Origin of the sequence: Actinophytocola sp. NPDC049390, from assembly GCF_044466355.1 — a bacterium.
Classification (GTDB): Bacteria; Actinomycetota; Actinomycetes; order Mycobacteriales; family Pseudonocardiaceae; genus Actinophytocola.
Map to the genome: position 1 here is coordinate 68,110 of NZ_JBITMQ010000020.1, position 17,252 is coordinate 85,361.

Below are 17,252 nucleotides of genomic sequence, written 5' to 3' on the forward strand. Positions count from 1 at the left end.
GCACTCAGCCATCCGCGACCAGCCGCGGCTCACTCCATGTCACCTCGGGCCGGATTGTCCATTTCGCACAATGAAGATCGCGACTACTTCTTTCCGATCTTGAAAACTCCGAAAACCCGCGCACCGAACACGACCGCCGACTCACCCGCGTAACGCGGCGGCAAGCTTCCGGACCACCTCCCGGGCGGCCAGCAGTTCGTCGGCGGTTATCCCCGCCCGCGCGACGGCACCGGCGCGATCGTCCTGCGACCGCGCGAACAGCTCGTCGACCACCGCGCGCCCCCGCACGGTCAACCGCATCAACGGCGACCGGGCATGGTCCGGGTTGTCCACCGCCTCCAGCAGCCCGGCGTCGACCAGGTCCCCCACCACCCGCTGCACGCTCTGCGGCGCCAACCCCAGCCGTCGCGCGGCGGACGGCACCGTCCGAGGACCGTCGGACAGGACACTCAACACGTGCCACCGCGCCGCGGTCTGCCCCAGCGACCGGGCCAGCTCCTCGCTGGTGCGCCGGGACAACCCGGCCAGCTCGTAGACGTCCGCGATCAACAGCCGGTAGGCCTCCACCTCGTGCATAATGACAGCATACTGTTAAACCAACAGCCCACTGTCATGAGGAGTGCCCGTGATCATCCGAGCGTGGAACGGCTGGACGACGCCCGACAACGCCAGGGCCTACGAGGACCTGCTGAACGGCACGATCGCCCCGGCGATCATGGCCCGCGACCTCCCCGGCCTGCACGACCTGGCGGTCCTCCGCCGCATCGACCAGGAAGCGCCGGACGGCGGTCACTTCCTGACGTTGATGACCTTCGACAACTGGCGCGCGGTCGAGGAGTTCGCGGGCCGGGACGCCACCGCCTCGGTGGTCCCACCTGCGGCCCGGGCGCTGCTGCGCCGCCACGACGCGCACTCGCAACACTTCGAACTCCTGCACCGCCACGAGTGAAGGCGTGCGCCATCATCGGTGGACAGTTCCCGTCACTCGAAACTGTGCCGCGATGACAACCTTCGCGTGTTCCCCTTCCCGAGGCCGGTGGGAGCACTCATCATCGCTCCATGACGCACCGACGCGTACTGTCCACAGTGGCCTTGACCATGGCGGTCACCGCCACGACGTTCACCGGCGGCACCCCGGCCGCCGCCGACCCGGGTCCCGAACTGCACAGCTTCGTCGCGGCGTTCGGCTACTCGATCTCCCACCCCGACCTCGACCCGCCCGGCGCCAACGACTGGTCCTGCCGCCCGAGCACGAGGCACCCGCGACCGGTCGTGCTCGTCCACGGCACCTGGGAGAACCGGTACAACAACTTCGCGCAGCTGTCCCCCGCCCTCAAGCGCGACGGCTACTGCGTGTTCGCCCTGAACTACGGCGACACCGACGACAACCTGCTGAGCCAGCCCGAGTTCATCAAGGGCAACGGCGACATCCGCACCTCCGCCAGGGAGCTGGCCACCTTCGTCGACCGCGTGCTCGCGACCACCGGGACAGCCAAGGTCGACATCGTCGGCCACTCCCAGGGCGGCATGATGCCGCGCCAGTACCTGAGGTTCGAGGGCGGCGCGGGCAAGGTCGCGACCCTCGTCTCACTGGGCGCCACCCACCACGGCACGACGCTGTCGGGCATCGGCACGTTCGCGCGGACGCTGGGGCTGCTGGGGTTCACGCCGCCGATCCTGGGCAGGGCGGCCGAGCAGCAGGTGGCCGGCTCCGACTTCCTGACGGCGATGAACGCGGGCGGTGACACGGTGCCGGGCGTGTCCTACGTGGTCATCGCGACCCGCTACGACGAGGTGACGACGCCGTACCGGTCGACGTTCCTCACCGCGGGCCCCGGCGCGACCGTCAAGAACATCACGCTGCAGGACGGCTGCCCGATCGACCTGTCCGACCACCTGTCGATGACGTACTCGTGGCGGGCGGTGGGTTTCGTGCGCAAGGCGCTCGACCCGGCCGCGCCACCCGCCCCCTGTCTGCCCAACGCGCCGGTCGTCTAGGACAGTTCGCGGATCGGGGTGCCCGCGAGGAACGCCTCGATGTCCTCGACCGTGTCCCGGAAGTACTCCGCGTAGTTCTCGCGGGTGACGTAGCCGAGGTGCGGGGTGGCGAGCAGGTTCGGCAGGCCGCGGAACGGATCGTCGGCGGGCACCGGTTCGGTGGTGAACACGTCCAGTGCCGCGCCGCCGATCCGGTTGTCGCGCAACGCGGTCAGCAGCGCGCCCTGGTCCACGATGGCCGCGCGGGACGTGTTCACGAAGAACGCGCCCGGCTTCATGTGCGCGAGCGCGTCGGCGTCGACCAGCCCGCGGGTGCGGTCGCTGAGCACCACGTGCACCGACACGACGTCGCTCGCGGCCATCAGCTCCGGCAGCGACCCGGCGAGCGCCGCACCCGCCGCCGACGCGCGTTCTCCGGTGAGGTTCTGGCTCCACGCCAGCACGTTCATGCCGAACGCGTGCGCCACCGCCGCCATGCGCGTGCCGATCTGACCGAGCCCGACCAGGCCGAGCGTGGCGCCGGCGAGGTTCGCGCCCACGGTGCTCTGCCACGGCCCGCCCGCGTGGAACGCGGCGTTCTCGACGGCGACGTTGCGCACCAGCCCGAGGATCAGCGCCCACGTCAGCTCCACGGTCGACGCCTTGCCGCTGCCCGTGCCGCACACGGTCACCCCGGCGCGCGCGGCCGCGGCGAGGTCCACCGACGCGTTGCGCATGCCGGACGTGACCAGCAGCCGCAGCTTCGGCAGCCGCTCGATGAGCGACGCGGGGAACGGGGTGCGCTCCCGCATGATCACGACGATGTCGAAGTCCGCGAGCGCGGCGGCCACCGCGTCCTCGCCGCCGAGGTGCTCGCGGAAGACCGTCACGTCGACGCGGCCCGCGAGCCGGTCCCAGTCGGCCGTCGACAGCACGACACCCTGGTAGTCGTCCAGCACCGCACAACGAAGGGTCACCAGGCGAGTATCGCTGACCAGATCGTTCCGCACCCTGGCGGGATGGTGCCTTCCCGTCGCGCGGCCGGGCGACGAGCCTGTGACACATGAGCAGAGCACTGATCGTGATCGACGTCCAGGAGTCCTTCCGGCAGCGGGCGGCGGCGTGGCGGACCACGAACAACCCGGACATCGCCGACGACGTGAACACCCTCGTCCGCGCGGCCCGCGCCGACGGCGACCTGGTCGTGTGGGTGCTGCACAGCGAGCCGGGCACGGGCGGGGTGTTCGACCCGGCCTCCGGCCACGTCCGCCTGATGCCGGAGCTGGACTACCGCGACGGCGAGCCGCTGCTGGTCAAGACGTCGATCAACGCGTTCACCACGACGAACCTCGCGCAGCTGCTGACCCAGCGCGGTGTGCGTGAGCTGCGGGTGTGCGGCATCCGGGCCGAGCAGTGCGTGGAGACGACGACGCGCGTCGGCTACGACCTGGGCTACGAGATGACGTACGTGGTGGACGCGGTCGCGTCGTTCGCGACCGCGCCGCCGGACGCCCCGGACGACCTGGCGGACCCGCGCACGAAGCAGGCGGCGGAGATCGTCGAGCACACGGCGTTCATCCTCGCGGCCCGGGGCTTCGCGACGGTGACGACGGTGGCCGAGCTGGCGGGTACGCTGACCGGATCGTGAACAGAACAGTCGTGTTCGTCCTCGCGCCGGGCGTGCACCTGCTGGACCTGGCGGGCCCGGCGCAGGTGTTCCACAACGACCTCCTCGACTACGAGCTGCACTGGGTCGCCGAGGAGGCCGAGGTGGCGAGCGCGCAGGGCCTGCCGTTCCGCGCGTCGACGGAGTGGCCAGCGCTGTCGGCGGACGACCTGGTGGTCGTGCCGGGCTGGCGGTCGCCGACACTCGCGTCGACGTTCGCGCTGAGCCGTCCAACCCTCGACCGCCTGGCCGCCCACCACGCGGCGGGCGGCATGGTCGTGAGCGTGTGCGCGGGCGCGGATGCGCTGGGCCGCGCGGGCCTCCTCGACGGCAGGCGCTGCACGACCCATCACGACCTGCAGGACGAACTGTCGGCCCGCCACCCGAGGGCGACGGTCGTGCGCGACGTGTTGTACGTGGTCGACGACCGGGTGGCGACGTCGGCGGGCATCGCGAGCGGCATCGACCTGGCACTGCACCTGGTGGCGACCCGCCACGGCCCGGCGACCGCGGCGCGCGTCGCCCGCTCGATGGTGGTGTACGCCCGCCGCAACGGCGACGAGCGGCAGACGAGCGCGATGCTGCGCCACCGCTCGCACGTGGACGACACGGTCCACCGGGTGCAGGACCTGATCGACACCCGCTTCACGCGACAGCTGCCGCTGACCGACCTGGCCGACGCGGCGGGCGTCAGCCCCCGCACGGTGACCCGCCTGTTCGGCCGCGCGACGGGCCTCACCCCGCTCCGCTACCAGCACCTGCTCCGCCTCGAACGAGCGGAACACCTCATCAGCCACGGCGCGACCGTCGAGTCGGCGGCACGCGCGGTCGGCTTCGTCGACGCCCGCATGCTCCGCCGCCTCCGCGCCCGCTGACTTGAGCCACACGAAATCCGCGAGTTGTCCACAGCGCAGTGCCGCGAAAGCCGCGTACGACGTTGAACGTCCCGAAAGCGTCTTCCAGGGCATCGCACCGCATGATGAGCGGCGCCTGCTCAGCGCTCGCTGTCCAGGTGCGCCATCTGCGGCTCGGCGTACCGCGCACCGGACGCGGCGCCCGCGGGCACCGCCGCCTCGATGGCCGACAGGTCCTCATCGGACAGTGTCAGGTCCAGCGCCCCCAACGACTCCGCCAGCCGCTCCCGGGTCCGCGCGCCCACCAACGGCACGACGTCCTCGCCACGGGAGGCGACCCACGCGATCGCCACCTGCGCCACCGTCACCCCGCGCGCGTCCGCCACCTTCCGCAGCGCCTCCACCAGCACCAGGTTCTGTTCGACGTGCCCGCTCTGGAACCGCGGGCTGAACCCGCGGAAGTCCCCTGGCGCCAACGACCGCGACGCGCTCCAGTGCCCGCTCAGCAACCCGCGCGACAGCACCCCGTACGCCGTGATCGCGATCCCCAGCTCACGCGCCGCGGGCAGGATCTCGGCCTCGATCCCCCGCGACAGCAGCGAGTACTCGATCTGCAGGTCGGTGACCGGGTGCACGGCCGACGCGCGGCGCAGCGTGTCCGCGCCGACCTCCGACAGGCCGATGTGCCGGATGTGCCCTGCCGCGACCAGCTCCGCGAGGGCACCCGTCGTGTCCTCGATCGGCACGGCCGGGTCCAACCGGGCGGGCCGGTACACGTCGATGTGGTCGGTGCCGAGCCTGCGCAGGCTGTACGCGACGAAGTTCTTGATCGCGGCGGGCCGGGTGTCGTTGCCGGACCAGCCACCGTCCGGGTCGCGCAGGGCGCCGAACTTCACGCTGATCACCACGCGGTCGCGGTCGATGCCGCGCAGGGCGTCCCGGAGCAGGAGCTCGTTGTGGCCCATGCCGTAGAAGTCGCCCGTGTCGAGAAGTGTGATTCCCGCCTCTACGGCGGCGTGGATCGTCGCCACCGACTCCTTGTCGTCGGCGGGGCCGTAGAGGTCGGACATGCCCATCAGGCCCAGGCCGATGCGGGAGACGGCCGGGCCGGTGGTGCCGAGGGTGGTCATAGCACTCCTTCCATCGCTAACACTTTCACGTTAGCACCGCTACCGCCGGCGTGCTGAGTAGTCTCGGACCCATGAGCGAAGAGCTGACCACCGAGCGGCTCGTGGTGCGGGAGTGGCGGCTCGACGACGCCGCCGCGGCGCTCGCGATCTACGGCACGGAGAAGGTCATCCGCTGGCTGACGCCGGCGATGGGGGAGGTCGCCGACGAGGCGGCCATGCGTTCGGTGCTGCAGGCCTGGATCGAGGCGCAGCAGAACATGCCGTCCCCGCGCGGCCGGTGGGCGATCGAGCGCCGCGCGGACGGCGAGGTCGTCGGCGGCCTCGGCATCCGGCTGCTGCCACCGTACAAAGAGGACCTCGAGCTGAGCTGGCAGCTCCGCCCGGACGCCTGGGGCCACGGCTACGCCTCGGAAGCCGGCCGCGGGCTCGTCTCCTGGGCGTTCACCCAGGAGATCGACGAGCTGTTCGCGGTCGCCCGGCCCGCCAACACGCGCGCCATCGGCACCGCGAAGCGCATCGGCATGACGTGGGTCGGCGAGACGGACAAGTACTACAACCTGCGCCTGCAGGTCTTCCGGATCCGGCCGAGCGATCTCGCCGAATGAGCGGGCGCACCGGTTGACAGGCTGTGCGACCATGGTCCACATGTCTCACGGAAAGGGCGTGTACGCCCACAGCGCATGAGCGCCGACGCGTGGCTCGACCACGCGCTGTGCACCGATCCCGCTGACCGTCCCGCCGCCGAAGCGGCCATCACCCGGCTCTACGCCGAACTGAACGCCCCACCACCGGCCTTCGTCTGGGTCGGTTCCCCCGCGGCCGCCGCGAAAGTGGTGCCGCCGTCACCACCGTTGTTCTCCGACGGGCCGCAACCGTTCGAGTCGCGCATGGCCACGCTGGTCTCCGACCTGCGCGCACGGCTGCCACGCGGTGCCGGGTACACCGGCATCGGCCGCGTGACCGCCATGATCCACGCCGCCGTCGGCCAGCCGCTCGGCCTGCACTGGCGCGGCCAGCACGACATCCCTTGGGTGGCAAGGGTTTTCGAGCCCAGCCCGTGGGTGACGCTCGCCCGCTCGTGCGGCTGGTGGTGGCCACGCGCGGAGGTGTGCGTGGTCGCCGAACGGCCGACCGTGTTGTGCACCGAACCCGGCGACGACGGCGAGGAGCGGCTGCATGCCGCCGACGGCCCCGCGGTCCGCTACCCCGACGGGTTCACCGTCCACGCCTGGCACGGCACCCGCGTGCCGTCGTGGATGATCGACGACCCCTCGGTGGACCGTGTCGCCGCCGAGACCAACGTCGAGGTGCGCCGCTGCGCGATCGAGCGGATCGGGTGGCCCGCGTTCGTGGAGCAGGCCGCGCTGCGGCTCGTCGGCAGTGCGCACGACCCCGGCAACCCCGGCGCGGAACTGCGGCTCTACGACCTGCCGTACGAACGCTGGGGCCGCCCGACCCGGCTCCTGCTCGCCGTCAACGGCTCGGTCGAGCGGGACGGGACCCGCCGCAGGTACGGACTGCGCGTGCCCGCGTGGTTCGACGACCCGGTCGACGCCGCCGGGTGGACCTACGGGCTCACCGGCGCCCAGTACAGCCGACTCCTCCGCCGAACCTGACAGGTGATGACCATGAACCTCGCAGAACTGCTCGCAGAGAACGACCTCGACGTCCTCGACCACCTTGACCGGCAGATCACGGTCCCCGTCCTCGACGGCCCGCAGGCACAGGGCGACCTCATCGTGGTGCCACTCGACATGGTGCCCACGGTCACCGACGCGTCATGGGCGACGTGGCCGTACGTCCCGTGGCGCGGGGTGGAGCTGGTGCGCGGAGTGGCGGGCAACAACCCGCACACCCTCGTCGCCGACGACCGCACCTGCCGGTGGACGGGCGCGGTCCGCGACCCGCTGCGCCTGGGGATCGCGATGTTCGAGAACACCGCGCCCGCGTACCTGATCCACCCCGAGCACGGCGGCAGCGGGGTGGCACCCGGCCGGTGGCTCGTCCGACGCCAGCAGGAGTCGGGCAGGCACCGCCGGATGCTGGTCGCGGACTGACCGGGCTGTGGACAACTCGCGATCACCCGGCCAGAACCGTCGGTGCGGCCCGTTACGCTGGTGATCGGGGGGCCGTGGCCCGCACCGGGTCGCCCTCCACCACGTGCAGGACCGCGTCGGCGGACTCCATGATCTCTCGGTCGAGCGGGAAGTAGCCCTGGAGCGGGGTCGTGTCCGTGCGCACGCGCGCGGGCGCGACCCCCGCGGGCGCCACCAGGCCCCACCCGTCGACGCGCTGCCGCAGAGCCGCCTCGTACGTGTCCGCCTCGGGCTCCCCCAGCCCGATGGCGGCGCTGCGGCCCAGGCTGCCCGCGACGAACGTGTACCGCTCGCCGAGCAGCGACGCCACGATCGCACCCGCGCTGAACCACACGATGTCCATGGGGCCGAAGGACATGTGGCTCCGGTTCCGCTGCAGGTGGCGGTTCTGTGAGAACACCAGCGTCGGACCGCGCCCATCCTCGAACTGCCTGATGTCGAGGAGGTTCCGCGCCATGATGACGTCCCGGACCGCGGACAGGCGGGATATCCGGGTGGCCTCGTCGACGCGTTCCGCCGCCTGCCTGTGGTACCGCAGCAGGCCGATGCCCGCGGTGAGGTGGGTCCTGGCCCGGTCCCACGCGGCACGGGACGTCGTCGCCATCAGTTCCGGCGCACGGGCGTGGAGCACGGTGAGCATGTCGTCGGCGAGCACGCGCAGGCGGTCGGCGTCGGCCGTCGCTCCGACGGACATGGCCGGGTCCATGACCGCTTCCGTGCGGCTCCACCGCTCGTCGTCGCCCGCGAGGGTCGCGAGGTCGGTGTCGAGGCCCAGGTAGTCGCGGGCGCGTTCGAGGTAGCGCCGGGGGCTCGGGGCGCTCGTCATCTCGGTGGGGGCGTCGAAGCCGTGGCACGCGAGCCGCTCGGCGGGCGGGCGGCTCTTGTTGTACTCACGCATCCACGCCACCAGCTGCCGGTTGGTGTCGAGGGCGCCGAAGGTGTGCGAAAAGCCGTCGCGCATCACGTTCTCGAGGGTGCCGATGCCCTCGCGGACGAAGTCGTCCACGGCGAGCGCGGCCACCCGGTCGGTCTCGAGGGCGATCGACCGGAAGCCGTGCTCGGCCAGGTCGGCGAACAGCTCGTTGCGGATCCGGCCGAACGCCGGTTCGAGGTGGGTCGGCTCGCCGTACGCGAGCAGGTCGGTCGACGCGGTCACGACGTCACGAAGGTCCATGAGCTTCAACCGTATCGTTGAAGTTCGTCGTTGAGACTTGCTCGCGGTGGCGGCCGTTCTGCCAGGACGGAGTCTCAACTCACGGGTGACGGCTGGTGGCGCGGGTCAACGGCCGGAACCACGCGTTCCAGCCGGGTAGCAGCTTCCTCGCCGCCGTGAACATCCGCCTGTTGCCCGCGGTGTCGAGGGCCTCGAACCACACCATCGACCTGGCCGCGGCACCGACGTCGGCGTCCCGTCCGGCGGCCAGGTACCGGGCGATGTGCGTGCGGTACTCGGCGGTGCCCGCACGCAGGTCGGCGGGCCGCGGTTCGCGGAACCAGTCCCGGTTCCCGGAGATCGCGAAGAAGTAGGTGAGGCGCAAGGTGGGGTCGTAGCCGCCGTACAGGGCGACGCTGCCGACGGTCGCGCGGTACCGGGCGGCGACCGCGTCCGTCACGCGCGGGTTGACGCGGGCCATGTCGGCGAGCGCGATCGCCGCGACGATCGACAGCTCGCCGAGCAGGTCGTTCTTCAGCGACTCCATCAGCTCGGCGACCGCGGTCGGGTGCCGCGGATAGCGGGCCAGCGCCGTGATCCCGCGCAGCCGCACGGTTTCGTCCTCGTCCACCAGGGCACGCGCGAGCCGCGCCACCTCGTCCATGCGGTCAGCACACCAGGCGCGTGCCGGGACCGGTCCTGCGTGCGGTCAGCCCGCCGCCGCGCGGTGCAGCCACTCGCGCAGCAACGTGCGCTCCCCCGCCGTGAAGCCGCCCGGTTCGGCGTCCAGCGCCGCGAGGAAACCCACGGCCATGGCGGACAGGCCGCCCGTGGGCTGTGCGTGTGCCGCGTCGGTGACGACCGCGCCGACCAGCGTGTCCCGCAGCTGGTCCGACCACGCCGTGTCCTGGTCGTCCGCGAGCAGGCTCAGCGTGGCACCGACGTTCGCCGCGACGAGCTGCCGCGCCGCGACCTCCGGGGCGGTCCGGAGCCTGCCGTGCCGGGCGATCTCGTTGAGAAGCCCGGTGAGCAGGTTCTCGGCGACCGGCATGAGCGTGCTCGTCAGCGCGTAGTGGTTCGGGTTCGCGAGGCCGAACCGGACGTGGTGGTCCCAGCTCTCGCGCAGCGCGGCCACCGGGTCGCCGTCCGGTGCCACCGCCGCCATGTGTTCGGTGAACCGGGTCTCGACCACGGCGGCGAGCAGGCCCTGCTTGTTGCCGAAGTAGTGGTACAGCGTCGGCGCCTGCACGCCTGCGCGCTCGCAGATGGCGCGCGTCGACACCTCGGGTGACTCCGTCAGCAGTTCACCTGCCGCCACCAGCAGCCGGTCCCGCGTCGGTGAGTCCGTCATGGGGCCAAGATAGCCGCATGGCACGCATTCTGATCACGGGTTCCTCGGGCGGTCTCGGGTTGATGGCCGGGCAGTCGCTGATCGAGACGGGCCACGACGTGGTGCTGCACGCCCGGACCACGGATCGTGACCCCGGCATCGCCGACGTCGTGGTCGGGGACGTCGGCAGCATGGCCGGGATCGCGTCGGTCGCCGAGCAGGCAGCGCGGTTCGGCCCGTTCGACGCGGTCGTCCACAACGTCGCGCTCGGCTACCAGGAGCGTCGGCGGGTCGTCACGGTGGACGGGTTCGCGCAGGTCTTCGCGGTGAACGTGCTCGCCCCGTACCTGCTGACCGCGCTCATGCCACGGCCGGAACGGCTCGTGTACCTCAGTTCCGGCATGCACCTCGGTGTCGCCCCCGACCTCGACGACCTGAACTGGGAACGCCGCCGCTGGAACGGTTCGCAGGCGTACGCCGAGTCGAAGTTCTGGGACGTCGTGCTGGCGTTCGGCCTCGCCAGGCGGTGGCCGGACGTGCCGGTCAACGCGGTCGACCCCGGGTGGGTGGCGACGCGGATGGGCGGCCGGGGCGCACCGGACGACCTGACGCAGGGGCACGTCACGCAGGTCCGGCTGGCACTGGGCGAGATCCCCGGCACCGGCGGCTACCTCTACCACGAGGAGCCGTCCCGCACGAACCCCGCCGTGCACGACACCGACCTGCAGGACGCGTTCCTCGCGCGGTGCGCGGAGCTGACGGGCCGGGAGCTGTGAGTGCTGCTACCCCTTCGTCGCGTACCGGCGGCGGCCGAGGGTGGCCGTGAGCACGAGCGGGACGCTGACGGCGAGGGTGATCGCGAACATGGTCGTGAACCGGCCCGCGTCGACCATCGAGCCGAACACCGCGGCGCCGATCGCGCTGCCGGTGAACAGCATGGTGGCGAACAGTGACACGGCCGTGGCGCGGTAGCCGGGGGACATGTCGGTCGCCCACGTCTGCAGGGTGGAGTGCATGAACGCCCACCCGCCGCCGAGCAGCACGGTCCCCGCGACCACGGCGGCGGGCGCGTGCGTGATCACCAGCAGCACGTAGGCGAGCACGGCCATCGTGCCGCCGGTCAGGATCAGCATGGCGGGCGCCATCTTCCGCGTCCGTCCCTTGACCACGCGGGCGAAGACCAGCACCGCCGCGCCGTACGCGGCCGTGAGCAGACCCGACACCGTGACCGACAGGCCGGACGCGTGCACCACGGCGGGCAGGAACGTCAGCGGGCCGAGCAGCACCAGGCCTTCGGCGAGCACGAGCGCCAGCACGAGCAGCGCGGTCCGGTTGGTGAGCACGCCCTTGAGCGACGCCCACACCGGTGGCGGCGGCGGAAGCGGTGGCTCGACCATGCGGCCCATGAACAGCACGAGGACACCGGCCACGACGGCGGTCACCGCGAACGCGATGCGCCAGCTGGCGAAGTCCGCGATGATCCCGGCGCCGACGGTGGCCATGGTCATGCCGACCGCGGACGCCGTCATGAGGTCGGTGAGCGGCGCCTGCCGCACCCGCACCGGCACGGTGTCGCCGACGTAGACGAGTGCCCCGGGGATCGCGGCGGCCATGCACGCGCCGGTGATGCCGCGCGCGACGACCAGCCACAGGATGTCGGGCACGGCGGCGGACGCGAGCCCGCCGACCATCGCGAGCAGCAGGGCGAGCCGCATGGTCCGCACCCGCCCCAGCCGGTCGGACACCATGGCCCAGCAGATCTGCGCGACCCCGTAGCAGAGGAGGTAGGCGGCCGCGGCGACGCTGACCGCCTCGACCGACTCGCGCATCTCGGCCGCGATCACCACGAGCATCGGCGCGATCATCAGCCGGTCGAACTGCGAGGTGAACGAGCCGACCTGCAGCAGCCGCAGCGATGGGCCGAGCGCGGTGGGGACGCCCTGCTCCACGTCGTTCGACATGCCCGCTCCTCGTCGTTTCCCTTCAGTCAAACTCCGGTGGCGGGCGGGGACCAGACGTGATCACCGTGTTACTGGTCACGTACGGGACGACTGGTCAGGCGATCGCCGTGATCGGCCGCGCACGCAGCGCGACCCTGGTCGGCACGCCGATCGCCAGCAGCCCCAGCAACCCGGTGACACCGACGATGCCGAGGAACACCAACGGTTCGATCGCCGGGACCGGCGACCCAGTGGTCCCGAGGCTCATCCCCACCAGCGGCGGCAGCGCGGCCAGCGACCCGACGACCACGGCGATCGCGACGACGACCAGCGACTCGATCACCGTCATCCGCCGCACCTGCCGCTTGCCGGTGCCGACCAGCCGCAGCAACGCGAACTCCCGCGACCGCGCCGCCGTCGCCATCACGAGCGTGTTCACCACGGCGATCGCGACGTAACCGAGGATCACCACCAACGCGATCAGGCTCACCCACGAGTTCGCGTCCCGTTCGGACTGTCCCGCGGCGGCGAGCGCCTCGCGGTCGGCCACGGTCACACCAGGGATCTCGGCGAGAGAGCGTTGTGCCGCGGCGTGATCCGCCGCGGCCACGAGGATCGACTGGTCGAGCCTGCTCGTGGTGTGCGCGACCAGCACGTCGTGCGGCAGCGTCAGGTCGCCGAAGCCGAGGCCGCGCTGGTAGGTCGCGACGACCTTCGGGTGCACGGCGGTGCCGTCGCCGAGGTACACCTCGACCTCGTCACCGATGCCGACGCCGACCGTCTCGGCGGCCATCGTCGACAGTGCGATCGTGTTGCCCCGCAACGCGTTCAGGTCACCGTCGCGGGGCGCGAGGTCGAGCGTGCGCGCCAGACCGGCCGGGTCGACGCCCTGTGCCGCGTACGGGGTGGTCTCCCACGTGCCCGCCATGCGGTGTTTCACGAACGCCTGGCTGCGCACCACCGGCGTCACCCCGGCGACGCCGTCCGCCGCACGCACCTCGTCGGTGACCGAGGGGGCGAGCCCGGACGGCGCGGTCACCACGAAGTCCGCCACCACGCCGTGGTCCGCCTGGTCGGCGGCCTCCGCGTCGATGGTGGTCTGCGCGAAGATCTGCACCGACGCCAACGTCACCGCAAGCACCAGCGGGGTCACCGCGACGGCGAGCCGCCGCGCGCTCGCGGTCACGTTCGCCACCGCCAGGTACCCGCCGACCGGCGCCGCCTTCCGCAGCGGGCCACCGACCAGCCGGATCGCAGCGGCCACGAGCTTCGGGCCCAGCAACGCGATCCCCACGACCATCAGCAACGCCGAGCCGGCGGCACCGGCGACCGCCGTCTCACCGGGCAGGAACAGCGGTGCGGCGGCCGCGCCCGTCCCCAACACGAGCGCCACCACCCCGGCGAGCGCCCGGGCCCGCCCCACCGGTTTCGCGTCGACGGCCGACTCACGCAGCGCCTCGACCGGCCGGATCGTCGCCACCGGCCGGGCCGCGACCCAGCCCGCGATCCGCGCGGTGGCGAGACACAGCACGAACGCGGCCGCACCCGGCACGGGGCTCCGCGCCAGACCGAAGTCGCCGGGCAGCATCCCGGCTTCCGCGAACGCCGACCGCAGCCCGTAGGCCAGCGCGTAGCCCGGCAGCGTGCCGAGCACCGCCGCGCTGCCCGCGACCAGCAGGATCTCGGCGCCGACCATGCGGTGCACCTGGCGGGGTGTCGCGGCGACGGCCCGCAGCAACGCGAACTCCCCGCGCCGCTGCCGCACGGACAGCGCGAGCGTGCTCGCCACCACGAGCATCGCGATCATGATGGCGGTGCCCGCGAACGACAACGACAGCACGACCAGCTGCGACCGCACCTGCCCGACGTCCAGGAACTCGACGTCCCCGCGTTCGTCGCCGGTGTAGGTCACCACGTCCGGCAGGGCGGTGGCGATCCGCGCCGCCAGGTCGTCGGCATCCACGCCCGGTTCGGTGAGCACGCCGACCGCGTCGACCTGTTCCGGCCTGCCGAACAGCGCGGCGGCCTGCACGTCGGTGAAGAACAACGCGGCCGCACGCGGGTGGGCCTGCTCGGTGATCCCGGTGACGGTGAACGTCCTCGGCACGGCCCCGACCGCGATCTCGATCCGGTCCCCCACCTTCGCCTGCGCGCCGAGGGCGGCGTCCAGCACCACGCCGTCCGTGCGCGGCTTCTCCCCGTCCCGCACGGAGAACGGCGCCAGCTCGGCGGAACTCCACCCGTGCGCGTCCGCGGGCACGCCGCCCACGGTGACGGGCACCGTGATGTCACCGATGGCCTTCGCCACCCCCGGTACCGCGGCGACCTTCTCGACCGTGTCGACCGGCAGCGGCACCCGTTCGCTGTAGGGCTGGTCGATGTCCTCCACGACCGGGATGGCCTGCGGTGCGCCGACGACGACCGGCGCGCCCGCGTACCGCTGCGGCGGCACCCCGGCCCGCAGGCCCGACTCGAACAGCACCCCGAGCGCGGTCAGCAGTGCCGCGGCGGCGAGCACCGCGACGAACATGCCGACGAACGGACCCTTGCGGTGCCGGATCGTCGCGCGTGCGTGGTCGAACATCACCACTCCCCCAGGTGCGTCATGCGTTCGGCGACCACCTCGGGCGACGGCCGGTGCAGCTCGTCGGCGAGGCGTCCGTCGGCGAGGAAGACGACCCGGTCCGCGTAGGAGGCCGCGACCGGGTCGTGGGTCACCATCAGCACGGTCTGCCCGAAGCGGGACACGACCGTGCGCAACAGGCCGAGCACCTGCTTGCCGGTGCGGGTGTCGAGCGCACCGGTCGGCTCGTCGGCGAACATCACGTCCGGCCGCGTGACCAGCGCACGGGCGATCGCGACCCGCTGCTGCTGGCCGCCGGACAGCTCGGACGGCAGGTGCGTGAGCCGGTCGGTGAGGCCGACGCTCGTCACGACCTCGCGCAGCCAGTCCGGCTCGACGGCGCGGCCCGCGAGCCGCGGCGGGAGCGTGATGTTCTGCTCGACGGTGAGCGCGGGCAGCAGGTTGTAGGCCTGGAACACGAACCCGACCCGTTCCCGGCGCAACGCGGTCAGCGCGGCCTCCTTGAGGCGGGACAGGTCGGTGTCGCCGAGCCACACGGTGCCCGAAGTCGGCCGGTCGAGCCCGGCGGCACAGTGCAGGAACGTGCTCTTGCCGGAGCCGGACGGGCCCATCACCGCGGTGAACGAGCCGCGGGCGAGGCTGGTGCTGACGTGGTCGAGCGCGGTGACGGCAGCGTCCCCCCGGCCGTACACTTTGGACACGTCGGCGAGCCGGACCGCGGTCGTCGCGGAGATCATGGTTTCGGACACGCGGCCACGCTACGAACTCGCGGCCCCAGGCACGATGCAGCCAGGTACCGGGTTCGAGGTACAGCTGGCTGTACCCCATGCTGGTGACATGCGGGAACGGGTCGCGGCGGTCTGGGGGACGGTGCGCTACCTGCTCGTGGGCGCGCTCACCGGTCTCGTGTCGCTCGTCCTGCTGCCGTTCATGCTGGTGTCACTGCTGGTGGCGCGCCCGACCGCCCTGCGCCTGCTGCACGACTGGGCGGGGCGCGAACGCGTCCGGGTCGCGGCGTTCACGGGTGCGCCCATCCCGGAACCCGCGCCGCCGGAGCGGGTGTGGGACGCCAGGAACGACGTGGCGTGGCTGGTCGTGCACGGGCTCACGGGCACGGTCGTGGGCCTGCTCGGGTTCGCGCTGCCCGCGTCGGCGGTCAACGCGGTGCTCGTGCCGTTCTACTGGTGGGCGGTGCCCGAGGACGACCCGGTCACGTCGCCGTACCCGGTGACGTCGTGGCTGGGCGCGGCGTTCATGCCGCTGGTCGCGGTCGGGTACGCGCTGCTGTCGCTGTGGTTCGTGCCGTGGCTGGGCCGGTTGCAGTCCCGGGCGGCGCGGGCACTGTTGTCCCCGCCCGCGGGCGCCCGGCTGGCGATGCGGGTCGCCGAGCTGACCGCGTCGCGTGCCGCCGCGCTGGAGGCCCACGGTGCGGAACTGCGGCGCATCGAACGGGACCTGCACGACGGCACGCAGAACAAGCTGGTGGCGGTCGCCATGCACCTGGGAATCGTGGAACGCGCGCTGCGCCGCGACCCGGCGGCGGCGCTGCCGATGGTGCTGACGGCACAGGACGCGGTGAGCGACGCCCTGTCCGGGTTGCGCGGGGTGGTGCGGAGCATCTACCCGCCGGTGCTGTCCGAACGCGGGCTGGACGGTGCGGTCGCGGGCCTCATCGCGAGCAGTGGCGTGCCGTGCGCGCTGACGGTGACCGACCTGCGGCGGGCCCCCGCGGCGGTCGAGTCGGCGGCGTACTTCGTGGTGGCGGAAGCGCTGACGAACGTCGCCAAGCACAGCGGCGCCACCCGCTGCGAGGTACGCCTGTCGGCCACGGACCACCTGCTGCTGGACGTGTGGGACGACGGGCACGGCGGCGCCGACGAGGAGCACGGCACCGGGCTGGCGGGCATCCGGCGACGGGTCACCGCGTTCGACGGCACGATGACCCTCGACAGCCCGGTCGGCGGCCCGACGACCCTACGGGTGACACTGCCGCTGGGCGGTTAGGGCCCTGCCGGGCACCACACGCCGAACCACTGCTCGGCGCCGAACTCCTCGAACCGCGTCACCTCGGCGAACCCCAGCTTCGCCGCGAGACGCATCGAGCGGTCGTTGGCGGTCTGGGTGCAGAGCACCACCGGCTCGCCGCGATGCGCGTGGGCGAACCAGTCAAGCACCGCCGTGCACGCCTCGGCGGCGTATCCGTGGCCCCACGCGCCCGGCAGGAACATGTAGCCAAGCTCGGCCTCCCCGCCTTCTGGGCCGACGCGCCCGGGGCGCTCCGGGTCGCGCCGATCGACGGTGACCATGCCGATCATCGCGCCGTCGAGGTCGACCACGAACCGCCCTGGGCGCCGTCGAGGTACCTCGGGGATCGTGCGCTCGAGTTCGTCGCGCGGGCGAGGGCCGCCGAGGTACGCGCCCACCTCCGGTGAGGCGAACAGCTCGATCAACGCCGCGCGGTCCCGTGCCTCGGGCTCGCGGAGCACGAGCCGCTCGGTCCCGATCGGCGCAGGGGGCCACAC

At 72.3% G+C, this 17,252-nt stretch carries 19 protein-coding genes; 9 read left to right on the top strand and 10 right to left on the bottom strand.

Annotated features, from left to right (window positions below):
* Nucleotides 1–141: 141 nt before the first annotated feature.
* Nucleotides 142–576: a MarR family winged helix-turn-helix transcriptional regulator gene (locus ACIBVP_RS40400; RefSeq protein ID WP_396111831.1), complete on the bottom strand. Its 435-nt coding sequence runs from the start codon at nt 574–576 to the stop codon at nt 142–144.
* Nucleotides 577–625: 49 nt separating this feature from the next.
* On the opposite strand from ACIBVP_RS40400, the gene ACIBVP_RS40405 reads away from it, so the two are divergent.
* Both ACIBVP_RS40405 and ACIBVP_RS40410 read left to right on the top strand, forming a co-directional pair.
* Entirely contained in the window at nt 626–949 is a 324-nt protein-coding gene (locus tag ACIBVP_RS40405; protein WP_396111832.1) for a hypothetical protein, read from the top strand.
* A 110-nt stretch (nt 950–1,059) separates the two neighbouring features.
* Complete coding sequence (locus ACIBVP_RS40410; protein WP_396111834.1) at nt 1,060–1,998, top strand: esterase/lipase family protein; 939 nt, start codon at nt 1,060–1,062, stop codon at nt 1,996–1,998.
* Here ACIBVP_RS40410 and ACIBVP_RS40415 read toward each other — a convergent pair.
* A complete protein-coding gene (locus ACIBVP_RS40415) occupies nt 1,995–2,957 on the bottom strand; it encodes a D-2-hydroxyacid dehydrogenase family protein (protein ID WP_396111909.1) in 963 nt (320 codons plus the stop codon). The two genes, ACIBVP_RS40410 and ACIBVP_RS40415, sit on opposite strands and share 4 nt — an antisense overlap.
* A gap of 83 nt (nt 2,958–3,040) precedes the next feature.
* On the opposite strand from ACIBVP_RS40415, the gene ACIBVP_RS40420 reads away from it, so the two are divergent.
* Nucleotides 3,041–3,625, top strand: a complete 585-nt coding sequence (locus ACIBVP_RS40420; protein ID WP_396111835.1) for a cysteine hydrolase family protein — start codon at nt 3,041–3,043, stop codon at nt 3,623–3,625.
* Nucleotides 3,622–4,518, top strand: coding sequence for a GlxA family transcriptional regulator (locus tag ACIBVP_RS40425; protein ID WP_396111837.1), 897 nt, complete (start codon nt 3,622–3,624; stop codon nt 4,516–4,518). Before ACIBVP_RS40420 ends, ACIBVP_RS40425 begins: the two co-directional genes overlap by 4 nt.
* Before the next feature lie 119 nt (nt 4,519–4,637).
* On the opposite strand, the gene ACIBVP_RS40430 is transcribed toward ACIBVP_RS40425, so the two are convergent.
* Nucleotides 4,638–5,627 carry an aldo/keto reductase gene (locus ACIBVP_RS40430; protein ID WP_396111838.1) on the bottom strand — a complete coding sequence of 330 codons (990 nt, stop codon included), beginning with the start codon at nt 5,625–5,627 and terminating at the stop codon, nt 4,638–4,640.
* A gap of 71 nt (nt 5,628–5,698) precedes the next feature.
* Between ACIBVP_RS40430 and ACIBVP_RS40435 the strand changes: the two genes are divergently transcribed.
* From ACIBVP_RS40435 to ACIBVP_RS40445, 3 genes are all read left to right on the top strand, one after another.
* Nucleotides 5,699–6,232: a GNAT family N-acetyltransferase gene (locus ACIBVP_RS40435; RefSeq protein WP_396111839.1), complete on the top strand. Its 534-nt coding sequence runs from the start codon at nt 5,699–5,701 to the stop codon at nt 6,230–6,232.
* 75 nt (nt 6,233–6,307) lie between these two features.
* The gene (locus ACIBVP_RS40440) at nt 6,308–7,243 is read left to right on the top strand and encodes a DUF6745 domain-containing protein (RefSeq protein WP_396111840.1); all 936 of its coding nucleotides are present in this window, start codon (nt 6,308–6,310) and stop codon (nt 7,241–7,243) included.
* 12 nt (nt 7,244–7,255) lie between these two features.
* On the top strand, nt 7,256–7,684 hold the full coding sequence (locus tag ACIBVP_RS40445) for a hypothetical protein (RefSeq protein ID WP_396111841.1): 429 nt from the start codon (nt 7,256–7,258) through the stop codon (nt 7,682–7,684).
* Between the two features lie 52 nt (nt 7,685–7,736).
* On the opposite strand, the gene ACIBVP_RS40450 is transcribed toward ACIBVP_RS40445, so the two are convergent.
* From ACIBVP_RS40450 to ACIBVP_RS40460, 3 genes are all read right to left on the bottom strand, one after another.
* A complete protein-coding gene (locus ACIBVP_RS40450) occupies nt 7,737–8,897 on the bottom strand; it encodes an erythromycin esterase family protein (protein ID WP_396111843.1) in 1,161 nt (386 codons plus the stop codon).
* Nucleotides 8,898–8,976: 79 nt separating this feature from the next.
* Nucleotides 8,977–9,540: a hypothetical protein gene (locus ACIBVP_RS40455; RefSeq protein ID WP_396111844.1), complete on the bottom strand. Its 564-nt coding sequence runs from the start codon at nt 9,538–9,540 to the stop codon at nt 8,977–8,979.
* Nucleotides 9,541–9,585: 45 nt separating this feature from the next.
* Nucleotides 9,586–10,227: a TetR/AcrR family transcriptional regulator gene (locus tag ACIBVP_RS40460; protein WP_396111845.1), complete on the bottom strand. Its 642-nt coding sequence runs from the start codon at nt 10,225–10,227 to the stop codon at nt 9,586–9,588.
* Between the two features lie 17 nt (nt 10,228–10,244).
* Here ACIBVP_RS40460 and ACIBVP_RS40465 point away from each other — a divergent pair, with 17 nt between their 5' ends.
* A complete protein-coding gene (locus ACIBVP_RS40465; protein WP_396111846.1) occupies nt 10,245–10,982 on the top strand; it encodes an SDR family NAD(P)-dependent oxidoreductase in 738 nt (245 codons plus the stop codon).
* Between the two features lie 6 nt (nt 10,983–10,988).
* On the opposite strand, the gene ACIBVP_RS40470 is transcribed toward ACIBVP_RS40465, so the two are convergent.
* The 3 genes from ACIBVP_RS40470 to ACIBVP_RS40480 all read right to left on the bottom strand — a co-directional run bounded on the left by ACIBVP_RS40470 (nt 10,989) and on the right by ACIBVP_RS40480 (nt 15,467).
* Entirely contained in the window at nt 10,989–12,167 is a 1,179-nt protein-coding gene (locus tag ACIBVP_RS40470) for an MFS transporter (protein ID WP_396111847.1), read from the bottom strand.
* Nucleotides 12,168–12,261: 94 nt separating this feature from the next.
* Nucleotides 12,262–14,730, bottom strand: coding sequence for an FtsX-like permease family protein (locus ACIBVP_RS40475; protein WP_396111848.1), 2,469 nt, complete (start codon nt 14,728–14,730; stop codon nt 12,262–12,264).
* Complete coding sequence (locus ACIBVP_RS40480) at nt 14,730–15,467, bottom strand: ABC transporter ATP-binding protein (RefSeq protein ID WP_396111911.1); 738 nt, start codon at nt 15,465–15,467, stop codon at nt 14,730–14,732. The genes ACIBVP_RS40475 and ACIBVP_RS40480 overlap by 1 nt, the downstream gene beginning before the upstream one ends.
* 100 nt (nt 15,468–15,567) lie before the next feature.
* On the opposite strand from ACIBVP_RS40480, the gene ACIBVP_RS40485 reads away from it, so the two are divergent.
* The gene (locus ACIBVP_RS40485) at nt 15,568–16,734 is read left to right on the top strand and encodes a sensor histidine kinase (protein WP_396111849.1); all 1,167 of its coding nucleotides are present in this window, start codon (nt 15,568–15,570) and stop codon (nt 16,732–16,734) included.
* Here ACIBVP_RS40485 and ACIBVP_RS40490 read toward each other — a convergent pair.
* Nucleotides 16,731–17,252, bottom strand: a complete 522-nt coding sequence (locus tag ACIBVP_RS40490) for a GNAT family N-acetyltransferase (protein WP_396111851.1) — start codon at nt 17,250–17,252, stop codon at nt 16,731–16,733. The genes ACIBVP_RS40485 and ACIBVP_RS40490 overlap by 4 nt on opposite strands.

Bases quoted from the DNA above. Each gene is read 5' to 3' on its own strand.
- ACIBVP_RS40400 (WP_396111831.1), bottom strand. From the start codon at position 576: ATGCACGAGGTGGAGGCCTACCGGCTGTTGATCGCGGACGTCTACGAG.
- ACIBVP_RS40410 (WP_396111834.1), top strand. From the start codon at position 1,060: ATGACGCACCGACGCGTACTGTCCACAGTGGCCTTGACCATGGCGGTC.
- ACIBVP_RS40420 (WP_396111835.1), top strand. From the start codon at position 3,041: ATGAGCAGAGCACTGATCGTGATCGACGTCCAGGAGTCCTTCCGGCAG.
- ACIBVP_RS40430 (WP_396111838.1), bottom strand. From the start codon at position 5,627: ATGACCACCCTCGGCACCACCGGCCCGGCCGTCTCCCGCATCGGCCTG.
- ACIBVP_RS40435 (WP_396111839.1), top strand. From the start codon at position 5,699: ATGAGCGAAGAGCTGACCACCGAGCGGCTCGTGGTGCGGGAGTGGCGG.
- ACIBVP_RS40440 (WP_396111840.1), top strand. From the start codon at position 6,308: ATGAGCGCCGACGCGTGGCTCGACCACGCGCTGTGCACCGATCCCGCT.
- ACIBVP_RS40445 (WP_396111841.1), top strand. From the start codon at position 7,256: ATGAACCTCGCAGAACTGCTCGCAGAGAACGACCTCGACGTCCTCGAC.
- ACIBVP_RS40450 (WP_396111843.1), bottom strand. From the start codon at position 8,897: ATGGACCTTCGTGACGTCGTGACCGCGTCGACCGACCTGCTCGCGTAC.
- ACIBVP_RS40455 (WP_396111844.1), bottom strand. From the start codon at position 9,540: ATGGACGAGGTGGCGCGGCTCGCGCGTGCCCTGGTGGACGAGGACGAA.
- ACIBVP_RS40460 (WP_396111845.1), bottom strand. From the start codon at position 10,227: ATGACGGACTCACCGACGCGGGACCGGCTGCTGGTGGCGGCAGGTGAA.
- ACIBVP_RS40465 (WP_396111846.1), top strand. From the start codon at position 10,245: ATGGCACGCATTCTGATCACGGGTTCCTCGGGCGGTCTCGGGTTGATG.
- ACIBVP_RS40470 (WP_396111847.1), bottom strand. From the start codon at position 12,167: ATGTCGAACGACGTGGAGCAGGGCGTCCCCACCGCGCTCGGCCCATCG.
- ACIBVP_RS40475 (WP_396111848.1), bottom strand. From the start codon at position 14,730: ATGTTCGACCACGCACGCGCGACGATCCGGCACCGCAAGGGTCCGTTC.
- ACIBVP_RS40480 (WP_396111911.1), bottom strand. From the start codon at position 15,467: ATGATCTCCGCGACGACCGCGGTCCGGCTCGCCGACGTGTCCAAAGTG.
- ACIBVP_RS40485 (WP_396111849.1), top strand. From the start codon at position 15,568: ATGCGGGAACGGGTCGCGGCGGTCTGGGGGACGGTGCGCTACCTGCTC.